This is a genomic window from Pseudomonas sp. GM78 (assembly GCF_000282475.1).
Classification (GTDB): domain Bacteria; phylum Pseudomonadota; class Gammaproteobacteria; order Pseudomonadales; family Pseudomonadaceae; genus Aquipseudomonas.
On the sequence record NZ_AKJF01000005.1, the window covers coordinates 1 to 13032 of the forward strand.

Below are 13032 nucleotides of genomic sequence, written 5' to 3' on the forward strand. Positions count from 1 at the left end.
GGCTGGCGGATCGAACCGCCGGTGTCGGTGCCGGTGGCGGCAGGCAGCAGGCGAGCGGCCACCGCAGCAGCGGAACCACCGGACGAACCGCCCGGCACGTGTTCCAGGTTCCACGGGTTTTTCACCGCGCCGTAGTAACTCGACTCGTTGGCCGAGCCCATGGCGAATTCGTCCATGTTGGTCTTGCCCAGGGTCACGGCCCCGGCAGCGGACAGCTTGGCGACGACGGTGGCGTCGTACGGCGCCTTGAAGTTGTCGAGCATCTTCGAGCCGCAGCTGGTGCGTATGCCCTGGGTGCAGAACAGGTCCTTGTGGGCGATCGGCGCACCCAGTAGCGCGCCGTTCTCACCATTGGCGCGGCGTGCGTCAGCGGCTTTCGCCTGCGTGAGCGCCAGCTCTTCGGTGAGGCTGATGAAGCTGTTGAGCTGCGGGTCGAGCTGGGCGATGCGCGCCAGCAGGGCTTTGGTCAGCTCTTCGGAGGAAAACTTTTTATCGGCGAGTCCGCGGGCGATCTCGGCCAGAGTCAATTGATGCATTGCAGGCTCTTTCCCTTTAGTCGATGACTTTCGGAACCAGGTACAGGCCGTTTTCGACCGCTGGTGCGATGGACTGGTAGGCCTCGCGATTGTTGCTCTCGGTCACGACGTCTGCACGCAGGCGCTGGCTGGCTTCCAGTGGGTGGGCGAGCGGCTCGATACCATCGGTATTGACCGCCTGCATTTCGTCGACCAGCCCGAGAATGCTGTTGAGGGCCGAAGTAATGTGTGGAAGATCGGCATCATTTAGGCCAAGGCAGGCCAGATGAGCGATTTTTTCCACGTCGGAGCGTTCAAGCGCCATTGGGATTCTCCAGTGGAAAACAAGACGGACGGCGTCCGTGTGTTAGATTGTCGGAACACTACCGCACTTCTACGGTCATATGGCCGCGATTGTGGGGCTTGGTGCACAGAAAAGCGGCCAATTTAACATATTGGCGCCTTGCCCAAAATCCCTGTCGTTGTTAGAGTTTGCCGCACTTTTTTACCCACGCGTTGCCTAGGGTCCCTTTCCCATGTTCAAGAAACTGCGTGGCATGTTTTCCAGCGATCTTTCCATCGACCTGGGCACTGCCAACACCCTTATTTACGTGCGTGAGCGCGGTATCGTCCTGAATGAGCCATCGGTTGTGGCCATTCGGACGCACGGTAACCAGAAAAGTGTCGTTGCTGTCGGCACCGAAGCGAAGCGCATGTTGGGCCGTACGCCGGGCAACATTGCTGCCATTCGTCCGATGAAAGACGGCGTGATCGCCGACTTCAGTGTCTGCGAAAAGATGCTGCAGTATTTTATCAACAAGGTTCATGAAAACAGCTTCCTGCAGCCTAGCCCTCGCGTGTTGATCTGCGTTCCGTGCAAATCCACCCAGGTTGAGCGTCGCGCCATCCGTGAATCGGCCCTCGGTGCCGGTGCCCGTGAAGTGTTCCTGATCGAAGAGCCGATGGCTGCTGCGATCGGTGCCGGCCTGCCGGTTGAAGAAGCCCGCGGTTCGATGGTGGTGGATATCGGTGGCGGTACCACCGAAATTGCGCTGATCTCCCTGAACGGTGTGGTCTACGCCGAATCCGTACGGGTGGGTGGCGACCGTTTCGACGAAGCGATCATCACTTATGTGCGTCGCAACTACGGCAGCCTGATCGGTGAGTCCACTGCCGAGCGCATCAAGCAGGAAATCGGTACCGCCTATCCGGGCGGCGAAGTTCGCGAAGTCGACGTTCGTGGCCGCAACCTGGCCGAAGGCGTTCCACGCGCGTTCACCCTGAACTCCAACGAAGTGCTCGAAGCGCTGCAAGAGTCGCTGGCGACCATCGTTCAGGCCGTGAAGAGCGCACTGGAGCAATCGCCGCCGGAGCTGGCTTCCGACATCGCCGAGCGTGGCCTGGTGTTGACCGGTGGTGGCGCCTTGCTGCGTGACCTCGACAAGTTGCTGGCCCAGGAAACCGGCTTGCCGGTGATCGTCGCCGAAGACCCGTTGACCTGCGTTGCTCGCGGCGGTGGCCGTGCATTGGAAATGATGGATAAACACACCATGGACCTGCTTTCCAGCGAATAAGTCGCCGGATCGCCTCCATGCTGTGAGCGCGCAGGCGGCACTTTGCAGTGCTGCCTGTTCGCGTTTATCTTCTGTCGTCTGCATCCAGGCCGGTTTGATGCCGTATGAATAAAGAGAACATTTGCCTGGGAGGAGCGGCTTATTAAACCGCTTTTCACCAAGGGTCCCTCACTGGGCGTGCGCTTGTTGGTGCTGGTCGTGCTATCGGTCGCGCTGATGGTGGTCGATGCCCGCTTCACACTGCTCAAGCCAGTGCGTAGCCAGATGTCGCTGGCGCTGATGCAGTCTTACTGGATCACCGACCTGCCGCAGCGGCTATGGCAGGGTGTGGCCAGCCAGTTTGGCAGCCGCACCGAACTGGTCGCCGAAAACGAAAAACTCAAGAGCGAGAACCTGCTGTTGCAGGGGCGCATGCAAAAACTTGCCTCCCTCACCGAGCAGAACGTTCGGCTGCGCGAGTTGCTCAACTCTTCGGCGCTGGTCAACGAAAAGGTCGAAGTGGCCGAACTGATCGGCATGGACCCCAACCCGTTCACCCATCGCATCATCATCAACAAGGGTGAGCGCGACGGCGTGGTGCTCGGTCAGCCGGTACTCGATGCCCGTGGCCTGATGGGCCAGGTGGTCGAGTTGATGCCCTACACCTCCCGGGTCCTGTTGCTGACCGACTCCACCCACAGCATTCCGGTACAGGTCAACCGCAACGGCCTGCGCGCCATTGCCAGCGGCACCGGCAACCCGGAGCGCCTTGAGCTGCGCCACGTGGCCGATACCGCCGATATCAAGGAAGGCGACCTGTTGGTCAGTTCCGGCCTCGGCCAGCGCTTCCCGGCGGGCTACCCGGTGGCGACGGTCAAGGAAGTGATCCACGATTCCGGTCAGCCTTTCGCCATTGTTCGCGCCGTTCCGACCGCCGCCTTGAACCGCAGCCGATACCTGCTGCTGGTGTTCAGCGACACCCGCACGGCCGAAGAACGCGCCAACGATGCGGCCCAGGCCCAGGAAAGCCTGGATGCGCAGGGCGGTGGGCCGATCATTCCGGCAACCGTGCCGAGGCCGGCAGTTGTACCGGCGGCTGTTGCGGCTCCCGCTGCTCCGGCGACTCCAGCAGCGGCCGCGCCGGCTGCCACGACCCCGGCCAAACCTGCCGCCAAACCTACCGCGACGGCACCCGCCAAGCTACCGGCGGCGCAGCCCGCTGTCGTCAAGCCTGCTGCCAAACCGCCAGTCTCCGCGCCGGCTACCACTGGGGGACGAGAATAATGGTCGGTGTTACTGCTTCCCGAAACGGCTGGATCGTCTGGCTGACTTTCGCCGTCGGCATGTTGCTCAGCGTATCGCCGCTGCCGCAATTCATGGAAATCCTGCGCCCGCTGTGGCTGGCCTTGCTGCTGGCGTTCTGGGCGTTGGCCCTGCCGCAGAAAGTCGGGATGGTCACCGCGTGGTGCCTGGGCCTGGCCGAGGACGTGCTGTACGGCACGCTGCTGGGCCAGAATGCATTGATCCTGACGCTCATCACCTACCTGGTGCTGGCGCTGCAACAACGCCTGCGAATGTTCCCGATGTGGCAGCAGAGCCTGGTGATCCTGGTGATCTTCGGCCTCGCCCAGCTGGTACAGCTATGGCTCAGTGCCCTGACCGGCAACCGTCAGCCAACCCTGGCGCTGGTATTGCCGGCACTGGTCAGTGCGTTGCTCTGGCCTTGGGTCAGCTTCGGTTTGCGCGGATTGCGTCGACGCTACAAAATCAATTAATTCGCTCAGGCATTAGACAGGGAGAGGTCTTGATGAAACGGTTGTACCTCGCCTCTGGCTCACCGCGTCGGCGTGAACTGCTCACGCAGATCGGCGTGCCGTTCACCGCCATCAGTGCGGATATCGACGAAACCCCTTTGACTCATGAATCCCCGTCGGCCTATGTCGAGCGCCTGGCGCGCGGCAAGGCCGAGGCCGGGCGCGGCGCCGTCTCGTCTGAAGCATCCTGCTGCGTGCTCGGTGCAGATACTGCCGTGGTGCTCGACGGAAAAATTCTTGGCAAACCAGTTGATGAAGACGACGCGTGCGCCATGCTGAAGATGTTATCCGGGCGCGAGCATCAGGTCCTGACCGCGATTGCGCTGCTCGACGGTGAGCGTTGCGAGTCTTTGGTGGTCACCAGTCACGTACGTTTTCGTGAGATCAGCCCTGATGAAGCGGCGGCCTATTGGGCCAGCGGCGAACCCCGGGACAAGGCCGGTGGCTATGGCATTCAAGGATTGGGCGCGGTGTTTGTCGCCGGGCTCACTGGAAGTTACTCGGCGGTGGTTGGACTGCCGCTGTGCGAAACCGCGCAACTGCTCGGCCATTTCGGCATACCCTGTTGGCAACCCAATAACGCGCACTAAGCGTCGTAGCTGGCCATTATCGTGAACATGCCTGAACGAGACCCTGCCATGAGTGAAGAGATCCTGATCAACATCACGCCGATGGAATCGCGCGTGGCGGTGGTCGAAAACGGTGTCCTGCAAGAAGTTCATGTCGAGCGCACGCAAAAGCGCGGGATCGTCGGCAACATCTACAAAGGCAAGGTCGTGCGGGTATTGCCCGGCATGCAGGCGGCGTTCGTCGATATCGGCCTGGACCGCGCCGCGTTCATTCATGCGTCGGAAATCTCCATGCGTGAAGGTCCCGCAGTCGAGAGCATCAGTGCGCTGGTGCACGAAGGCCAGAGCCTGGTGGTGCAAGTCACCAAGGACCCCATCGGCTCCAAAGGTGCGCGCTTGACGACGCAGCTGTCGATCCCTTCGCGTTATCTGGTGTACATGCCGCGCACCGCTCACGTCGGTATTTCGCTGAAAATCGAAGACGAAGCCGAGCGCGAACGCCTCAAGCAGGTGGTCACCGATTGCGTGGCCAAGGAAGGCATCAAGGAAGCGGGCGGGTTCATCCTGCGCACGGCGGCCGAAGGCGCCGGGGCCGATGAAATCCTCATGGACATCCGCTATCTGCGCAGGCTGTGGGACCAGATCAGCGAGCAGATCAAAACCATCAGCGCGCCGAGTGTGATCTATGAAGATCTCGGCCTGGCGCTGCGCACGTTACGTGACCTGGTGAGCCCGAAAATCGAGAAAATCCGCATCGACTCCCGGGAAACCTTCCAGAAAACCACGCAGTTCGTCGCCGAATTGATGCCGGAGATCGCCGATCGTCTGGAGCATTATCCGGGCGAGCGGCCGATTTTCGACCTGTACGGTGTCGAAGATGAAATCCAGAAGGCCCTCGAGCGCAAAGTCCCGTTGAAGTCTGGCGGTTACCTGGTGGTCGACCCGGCGGAAGCCATGAGCACCATCGACGTCAATACCGGGGCGTTTGTCGGGCATCGCAACCTTGAAGAAACCATCTTCAAGACCAACCTCGAAGCCGCCACCGCCATTGCTCGTCAGCTGAGGCTGCGCAACCTGGGCGGGATCATCATCATCGACTTCATCGACATGGAAGACGAAGAACACCAGCGCCAGGTGCTGCGCACGCTCGAGAAGCAATTGGAGCGCGACCACGCCAAGACCAACATCATCGGTATCACCGAGTTGGGCCTGGTGCAGATGACCCGCAAGCGCACCCGCGAAAGCCTCGAACAGGTCCTGTGCGAGCCATGCACCAGTTGCCAGGGGCGCGGCAAGCTGAAGACTCCCGAAACCATTTGCTACGAAATCTTCCGCGAAATCCTGCGTGAGGCTCGCGCCTATCAAGCGGAAGGCTATCGTGTATTGGCGAACCAGCGAGTCGTCGACCGCCTGCTCGATGAAGAGTCGGGTAACGTCGCCGAACTTGAAGGGTTTATCGGGCGCACCATCCGGTTCCAGGTCGAAACCATGTATTCCCAGGAACAATACGACGTCGTGCTGCTCTGAACTGCTACGCCCTGAATTTTCCTGAACGGCTGGCCTCAGCTTTCTGCAGAACTTTTGCCATGGGAGCCAACTGACATGGAGCGTCTGACACGCATATTGGCCGCACTGACCCGCTGGGGTCTGGGCCTGTGCGCGTTGGTTTTGGTGGTGATGGCGTTGTACGTCAGCCTTGGCCGGGAACTGGCGCCGTTGGTGGCCGAGTACCGTGCAGAAGTCGAAACCAAGGCCAGCGAGGCCTTGGGCATGCCCCTGCAAATCGGCGAGTTGAAAGGCAGCTGGAGTGACTTCGCGCCCATCTTGTCGGCTCACGATGTGACAGTCGGCGAGGGTGCCAACGCCCTGCACCTGGAAAACGTACGGGCTGTCCCGGACGTGTGGGCCAGTCTGCTGGCACGCGACGTGCGTATCGCCAATCTTGAACTCAATGGCCTGAAGATCAGCCTCAAGCAAGGCGATGACGGCGCGTGGGGGCTGGAAGGTTTGCCGGTCAAGGACGATCAGCCCCTCGATCCGGAGCAGTTGCTCAACCGCATGCAGATGATCCAGCAGCTGTCGGTACTCGACAGCCAGGTCACCTTGCAGCCGTGGGGAGAATCGCCGCTGACCCTGACATACGTCGGTGCGACGCTGAAAGCCGGCGCATCCCGCCAGCGATTCGATGCCCGCTTGACCCTGCCCGATGGCCAGCCTTTGGCCTTGAGTGTGCGTACCCGTATTCGTGCCAGCCAGTGGAAGGATGGCGAAGCGCAAGTCTATGTGAGCTTGCCGCAGAGCGACTGGTCGAAATGGTTGCCCGAAACCCTGACCCAGCAATGGAATTTCTCCGAGATCAAGGCCGGTGGCGAGCTGTGGGCAACCTGGGGCAAGGGCGCCTTGCAAAGCGGCGCCGTGCGTTTGAATGCGCCGCAATTCAAAGGTGCCTATGCCGAGCGCAAGCCGATCCAGGTCAACAACCTGGCGCTTAACGCTTATTTCCAGCGCAGCGTCGAGGGCATGCTGGTAACGGTTGACTCCCTGGCCATGAACCTTGGCGAGACCCGTTGGGAATCGCGTCTGCAATTCAAGCAGACCGAAGCCGTAGACCGGACGCAAAATCTCTGGCACCTGCAAGCCGACCGTCTCGACCTGACGCCACTCACACCTTTGCTCAATGCCCTGGCGCCATTGCCGGACGGTGTCGCCAAGGTGGTCGAGCGGCTCAAGGTTACCGGTGGGTTGCGCAACGTACTGATCGACGTGAAGCCCAATGCTACCGACGACAGCCGGTTCAGCTTCGCGGCCAACCTCGACCGCGTCGGCTTTGACGCGTATCACGGCGCCCCCGCGGCACGCAATGTCACGGGCAGCATCAGCGGCGACCTTGGCCATGGCGAGTTGCGCATGGACAGCAAGGATTTCATGCTGCACCTGGACCCGATTTTCGCCAAGCCATGGCAATACATCCAGGCCAACGCGACCTTGACCTGGAAGCTCGACAAGGAAAGTTTCACCTTGATCGCGCCGTACCTGAAGGTACTGGGCGAGGAAGGCAAGATTGCCGGCGACTTCCTGATCCGCCTGTTTTTCGACGAGACGCAGGAAGACTACATGGACTTGCGGGTCGGTCTGGTGGACGGCGACGGTCGTTACACCGCCAAATACCTGCCGACCGTCCTCAGCCCGGCCCTGGACGAATGGCTGCGCACGGCGATTCTCAAAGGTGCCGTGGATCAGGGGTTCTTCCAGTACCAAGGCTCCTTGAACCATGGCGCGGAGGAAACAGCCCGCAGCATCAGCCTGTTTTTCAAGGTCCACGATGCCGAGCTGGCGTTTCAGCCTGGCTGGCCGCATGTCAGCAAGGTCACGGGTGACGTGTTCGTCGAAGACAGTGGCGTGCGGATCCTGGCCAGCAAGGGGCAATTGCTCGACACCCAGGTTCGCGACATCTACGTCAATATTCCCCACGTGCCTGCCGGGCACAACAGTCACCTTTTTCTCGATGGCGCGTTCGCCGGCGGATTGGGCGACGGTCTGAAAATTCTCAAGGAAGCGCCGATCGGCACAGCCGAGACGTTCGCTGGCTGGGAAGGCGAGGGCGATCTGCAAGGCAAGCTGAAGCTTGATATCCCGCTGGCCAAGGGCGAACAGCCGAAGATCCTGGTTGATTTCAAGACGGCAAAGGCCCGCCTGAAACTGCCCGAGCCCCCCCTCGAGCTGACTCAGCTCAAGGGTGACTTCCGTTTCGACAGCAGCAAAGGGTTGAGCGGGCAGAACATCAGTGCACGCGCCTTCGATAAACCGGTGACTGCGCAGATTTTCGCCGATGGTCGCGAGGGCAAGCTCAATACCCGGGTCACCGCTTCCGGGCAGGTCGAAGTCAAGAAACTCACGGACTGGTTGAGCGTGACCCAGCCGTTGCCGGTGAGCGGCGTGATCCCGTATCAACTGCAACTGACCCTGGATGGCGCCGATAGTCAGTTGATGGTCAATTCCAATCTCAAGGGCGTAACGGTTGATTTGCCGGCGCCCTTCGGGATGGCTGCCGACGTGGGGCGCGATACGACGTTCCGCATGACCTTGCAGGGCCCCGAACGGCGCTACTGGGTGAACTACGGTGAATTGGCGAACTTCACGTTTGCCGCGCCGACCGGCAATTTTGCCAACGGTCGCGGCGAATTGTTCCTCGGCAATGGCAATGCCGTGCTGCCCGGGGCCAAGGGCCTGCGCATTCGTGGCGTGCTGTCGGAACTGGATGTCGGCCCGTGGCAGGATCTGGTGAGCAAATATGCCGGCCAAGACCCCGGCGGCAATGCCAAGCAGTTGCTCAGTGGTGCGGACATCAAGGTCGGCAAGCTCAGCGCCTTCGGCACCACGCTGGACCAGGCAGCGGTGCAGTTGACGCGCAAACCGTCTGCATGGGCCTTGCAACTCGACAGCCAGCAGGTCAAGGGCACCGCCAGCATCCCCGATGCCAAGGCCGCACCGATGGTGATCAACCTGCAAACCGTGCGGCTGCCGGCACCTGACCCAAAGGTCCTGGCCGACGAAAACTCGCCGGATCCACTGGCCTCGGTAGACCCGAAAAATATCCCTGCGCTGGATATCACCATCAACCAGTTGTACCAGGGCAACGACCTGGTGGGCGCCTGGTCGTTGAAGGTGCGTCCGACCGCCAAGGGCATTGCACTCAACTCGCTGGATCTGGGCCTCAAGGGCATCCTGTTGCAAGGCAGCGGCGGTTGGGAAGGCGCGCCCGGCGCCAGCACCAGCTGGTACAAGGGGCGGATCAGTGGCAAGAACCTGGCGGATGTACTCAAGGGCTGGGGCTTTGCGCCGAGCGTCACCAGCCAGGAATTTCGCATGGATGTCGACGGCCGCTGGCCCGGCTCGCCGGCATGGCTGGCGACCAAGCGTTTCTCCGGCACCCTCGATGCGTCGCTCAAGGAAGGCCAGTTTGTCGAGGTTGAAGGCAGTGCCCAGGCGTTGCGGGTGTTCGGCCTGCTCAACTTCAACTCCATTGGCCGCCGCTTGCGGCTGGACTTCTCCGACCTGTTCGGCAAAGGCATGAGCTATGACCGGGTCAAGGGCCTGCTGGTGGCGACCAACGGCGTGTACGTGACCCGCGAGCCAATCCGGCTGACGGGCCCGTCGAGCACCATCGAGCTCGATGGTACCCTGAACATGGTGGCCGATCAGATCGATGCGAAACTGCTGGTGACCTTGCCGGTGACCAACAACCTGCCCATTGCGGCGCTGATTGTCGGTGCACCGGCGATCGGCGGGGCGCTGTTCCTGATCGACAAGTTGATCGGTGATCGTGTGTCGCGTTTTGCCAGCGTGAAGTACAACGTCAAGGGGCCGTGGAAAGAGCCGAAAATAACCTTCGACAAGGCTTTTTGACGCCATCCTCCAAACCTATGGAGTAGCATGGCCGTAGGTTCCAATGCTCCGACGCTAATCTCTGTAGGAGCGAGGCTTGCCCGCGAACCAGGCGCCGCGGTTTATCAGTACTACCGCGTTACCGTTCTTCGCCGGCAAGCCTGGCTCCTACAGGTGTGTGCTGAATTCCAGACTAAGGAAAGGCCATGTCTGTAGCGGTGATTCAAATGGTCAGCCAGAGCGATGTGCTCTGGAATCTGGCCCGGGCGCGTCAGTTGCTGGAACAAGCAGCCGCGGGCGGTGCGAAATTGGCCGTGCTGCCGGAAAACTTCGCCGCCATGGGCCGGCGCGACATCGCCGATATCGGCCGCGCCGAGGCGCTGGGCGAAGGTCCGATCCTGCCCTGGTTGAAACAGACGGCCCGCGACCTCAAGTTATGGATAGTGGCCGGCACCTTGCCGTTGCCGCCGGTGGATCAACCGACGGCCAAGGTGCATGCCTGTTCGTTGATGGTCGATGATCAGGGCGAAACGGTCGCTCGCTACGACAAGCTGCACTTGTTTGACGTGGACGTGGCGGACAATCGCGGCCGTTATCGCGAATCCGATGACTATGCTTATGGCAGTGGCGTCGTGGTCGCGGATACACCGGTCGGGCGAGTCGGCCTGACGGTCTGTTACGACTTGCGCTTCCCGGAGCTCTACAGTGAATTACGGGCTGCCGGCGCGGAACTGATTACCGCACCGTCGGCTTTTACCGCCGTGACCGGTGCCGCGCACTGGGACGTGCTGATTCGTGCGCGAGCCATCGAAACCCAGTGTTATGTGCTCGCGGCCGCCCAGGGTGGTACGCATCCAGGGCCACGGGAAACCTGGGGCCATGCGGCGATTGTCGACCCATGGGGACGGGTGCTGGCGCAACAGGATCAAGGCGAGGCCGTGCTGCTGGCCGAACGCGATAGCAGCGAACAGGCGTCCATCCGGGCGCGGATGCCGGTGTCCAGTCACCGGCGCTTTTTCTCGCAGGGCGCCCAGCGGCCTGCCTCAGAACGATGAATTTAAGGCGTAAAGCATATGAGCGAGTTGTTGTCCTCAGTCAGTGAACACCTCCTGGCACCCGGTGGCGTAACGATCGAAAGCCTGCAAGGTGTGCTCGGCGACCTGGCCGGCCCCGGCATCGATGCCGCCGACCTGTATTTCCAAGGGCAGATTTCCGAGTCCTGGGCGCTGGAAGACGGCATCGTCAAGGAAGGCAGCTTCAACCTCGACCAAGGGGTTGGCGTTCGCGCGCAATCCGGTGAGAAGACCGGGTTTGCCTACAGCAATGCCATTACCCTGGAAGCCTTGGGCGCGGCGGCCCGTGCCGCCCGTTCGATCTCCCGGGCCGGGCAGAATGGCACCGTGCAAGCATTCACCACCCAGGATGTGGCGCAGTTGTACGGGCCGGATAACCCTCTGGAAGTGCTGACCCGCGCCGAGAAAGTCGATCTGCTCAAGCGCATCGATGCCGCCACGCGCGCCCTCGACCCGCGTATCCAGCAAGTCACCGTGAGCATGGCCGGTGTCTGGGAGCGGATTCTGGTGGCGTCCACCGATGGTGGCCTGGCGGCGGATGTACGGCCACTGGTGCGCTTCAACGTCAGCGTGATCGTCGAACAGAACGGCCGTCGCGAGCGCGGTGGCCACGGCGGTGGCGGGCGTACCGATTACCGTTATTTCCTCGCCGAAGACCGCGCCATGGGCTATGCCCGTGAAGCATTGCGCCAGGCGTTGGTCAATCTGGAAGCCATTCCGGCGCCGGCCGGTACCTTGCCGGTGGTGCTGGGTTCCGGCTGGTCGGGCGTGCTGCTGCACGAAGCGGTCGGCCACGGCCTGGAAGGTGACTTCAACCGCAAGGGCAGCTCGGCGTACAGCGGGCGCATGGGTGAGATGGTCGCGTCCAAGCTGTGCACCATCGTCGATGATGGCACCCTGGCCGGTCGCCGTGGCTCCTTGAGCGTCGATGACGAAGGTACGCCGACCGAGTGCACCACGCTGATCGAAAACGGCGTGCTCAAGGGCTACATGCAGGACAAGCTCAACGCCCGCCTGATGGGTGTGGCCCGCACCGGTAACGGCCGTCGCGAATCCTACGCGCACCTGCCGATGCCGCGCATGACCAACACCTACATGCTGGCCGGCGAAAGCGACCCGGCGGAAATCATCGCCTCGGTGAAGCGCGGCATCTACTGCGCCAACCTCGGCGGCGGTCAGGTGGACATCACCAGCGGCAAGTTCGTGTTCTCCACCAGCGAGGCCTACCTGATCGAAGACGGCAAGATCACCGCCCCGGTCAAAGGCGCGACGTTGATCGGCAACGGTCCGGAGGCCATGAGCAAGGTGTCGATGGTCGGCAACGACCTGGCACTGGATAGTGGTGTGGGGACGTGTGGCAAGGATGGGCAGTCGGTGCCGGTGGGTGTCGGCCAGCCAACGCTGAAGATTGATGCGATCACCGTGGGTGGCACGGGCTCGTAAGGATGGAGCTGTGGGTGAGTCGCGTGGCGACTCACCCGGTCCGGGATTCAACGCAGACCGCGTTGAGTCTCGTCCAGCTCACGGATGTACTTGAAGATTTTACGGCTCGAAGCAGGAGGCTTGTTTTGCGCAACCTCGTGCTGGGCCTGACGGATCAGGGAGCGCAATTGCTGGCGGTCCGCGTCCGGGTAGTCGACGACGAATTTTTCCAGTACGGCATCGTCGCCGGCGATCAGGCGATCGCGCCAACGCTCCAGGTTATGGAAGCGTTCGTTGTACTGGCGAGTGGAGGCATCGAGTTGATCGAGCAAAACCAGAATGGCGTCAGTGTCCTGATCGCGCATCAGTTTGCCGATGAACTGAAGGTGCCGTTTACGCGCGATGTTCGCGGTGTGCTTGGGCGCATCGGCCAGAGCCCGGCGCAAGGCGTCGGTCAAGGGCAGTTTTGCCAGCAAGTCAGGCTTGAGCGTTGTAAGGCGCTCGCCGAGGTCAACCAGAGCATGCAGCTCGCGTTTGACCTGGGATTTGCTTTTTTCTCCCGTATCGAGGGAGTCGTCGTAAGAATCAACCATGGTGGCCGTCCGCAAAGAAACGCCGCCATGATAACCAGTCGGGGGCCGCTTGTCCGGCCCGGTCGCTCGATGACCGTTACCGAAAGCAGAATTTGAGTGGAGAACAGC

Annotated in this window: 11 protein-coding genes; 8 read left to right on the forward strand and 3 right to left on the reverse strand. The window is 61.5% G+C overall.

Going from position 1 to position 13032, the window contains the following annotated elements:
* Both PMI35_RS32045 and gatC read right to left on the reverse strand, forming a co-directional pair.
* Positions 1-536: amidase (locus PMI35_RS32045; RefSeq protein ID WP_008054344.1), on the reverse strand; the 536-nt coding region annotated here is incomplete at its 3' end.
* 16 nt (positions 537-552) lie between these two features.
* Positions 553-840 (reverse strand): Asp-tRNA(Asn)/Glu-tRNA(Gln) amidotransferase subunit GatC, encoded by a 288-nt coding sequence (gene gatC / locus PMI35_RS32040; RefSeq protein ID WP_008054345.1) that lies wholly within the window; start codon positions 838-840, stop codon positions 553-555.
* Between the two features lie 211 nt (positions 841-1051).
* On the opposite strand from gatC, the gene mreB reads away from it, so the two are divergent.
* The 8 genes from mreB (at position 1052) to tldD (ending at position 12352) form a co-directional block, all read left to right on the forward strand.
* Complete coding sequence (gene mreB / locus PMI35_RS32035; RefSeq protein ID WP_002555108.1) at positions 1052-2089, forward strand: rod shape-determining protein MreB; 1038 nt, start codon at positions 1052-1054, stop codon at positions 2087-2089.
* 141 nt (positions 2090-2230) lie between these two features.
* Positions 2231-3352: a rod shape-determining protein MreC gene (mreC, locus tag PMI35_RS32030; protein WP_081504764.1), complete on the forward strand. Its 1122-nt coding sequence runs from the start codon at positions 2231-2233 to the stop codon at positions 3350-3352.
* Positions 3352-3843, forward strand: coding sequence for a rod shape-determining protein MreD (gene mreD, locus PMI35_RS32025; RefSeq protein WP_008054347.1), 492 nt, complete (start codon positions 3352-3354; stop codon positions 3841-3843). Before mreC ends, mreD begins: the two co-directional genes overlap by 1 nt.
* A 32-nt stretch (positions 3844-3875) precedes the next feature.
* Positions 3876-4472 (forward strand): Maf family protein, encoded by a 597-nt coding sequence (locus tag PMI35_RS32020; RefSeq protein WP_008054348.1) that lies wholly within the window; start codon positions 3876-3878, stop codon positions 4470-4472.
* A 48-nt stretch (positions 4473-4520) separates the two neighbouring features.
* Entirely contained in the window at positions 4521-5978 is a 1458-nt protein-coding gene (rng, locus tag PMI35_RS32015; RefSeq protein WP_008054350.1) for a ribonuclease G, read from the forward strand.
* A gap of 75 nt (positions 5979-6053) precedes the next feature.
* Positions 6054-9857, forward strand: coding sequence for a YhdP family protein (locus PMI35_RS32010; protein WP_008054351.1), 3804 nt, complete (start codon positions 6054-6056; stop codon positions 9855-9857).
* Positions 9858-10042: 185 nt separating this feature from the next.
* Complete coding sequence (locus PMI35_RS32005) at positions 10043-10891, forward strand: carbon-nitrogen hydrolase family protein (protein WP_008054352.1); 849 nt, start codon at positions 10043-10045, stop codon at positions 10889-10891.
* 18 nt (positions 10892-10909) lie between these two features.
* Entirely contained in the window at positions 10910-12352 is a 1443-nt protein-coding gene (gene tldD / locus PMI35_RS32000; RefSeq protein WP_008054353.1) for a metalloprotease TldD, read from the forward strand.
* A 47-nt stretch (positions 12353-12399) separates the two neighbouring features.
* Here the strand turns inward: tldD and yjgA are convergent, their stop codons facing one another.
* Positions 12400-12924 carry a ribosome biogenesis factor YjgA gene (yjgA, locus tag PMI35_RS31995; protein WP_008054354.1) on the reverse strand — a complete coding sequence of 175 codons (525 nt, stop codon included), beginning with the start codon at positions 12922-12924 and terminating at the stop codon, positions 12400-12402.
* Positions 12925-13032 lie beyond the last annotated feature (108 nt).

What these genes read in the sequence shown, in the direction of transcription:
- gatC (WP_008054345.1), bottom strand. Translation starts at nt 840, where the DNA reads ATGGCGCTTGAACGCTCCGACGTGGAAAAAATCGCTCATCTGGCCTGC.
- mreB (WP_002555108.1), top strand. Translation starts at nt 1,052, where the DNA reads ATGTTCAAGAAACTGCGTGGCATGTTTTCCAGCGATCTTTCCATCGAC.
- mreD (WP_008054347.1), top strand. Translation starts at nt 3,352, where the DNA reads ATGGTCGGTGTTACTGCTTCCCGAAACGGCTGGATCGTCTGGCTGACT.
- PMI35_RS32020 (WP_008054348.1), top strand. Translation starts at nt 3,876, where the DNA reads ATGAAACGGTTGTACCTCGCCTCTGGCTCACCGCGTCGGCGTGAACTG.
- rng (WP_008054350.1), top strand. Translation starts at nt 4,521, where the DNA reads ATGAGTGAAGAGATCCTGATCAACATCACGCCGATGGAATCGCGCGTG.
- PMI35_RS32010 (WP_008054351.1), top strand. Translation starts at nt 6,054, where the DNA reads ATGGAGCGTCTGACACGCATATTGGCCGCACTGACCCGCTGGGGTCTG.
- PMI35_RS32005 (WP_008054352.1), top strand. Translation starts at nt 10,043, where the DNA reads ATGTCTGTAGCGGTGATTCAAATGGTCAGCCAGAGCGATGTGCTCTGG.
- tldD (WP_008054353.1), top strand. Translation starts at nt 10,910, where the DNA reads ATGAGCGAGTTGTTGTCCTCAGTCAGTGAACACCTCCTGGCACCCGGT.
- yjgA (WP_008054354.1), bottom strand. Translation starts at nt 12,924, where the DNA reads ATGGTTGATTCTTACGACGACTCCCTCGATACGGGAGAAAAAAGCAAA.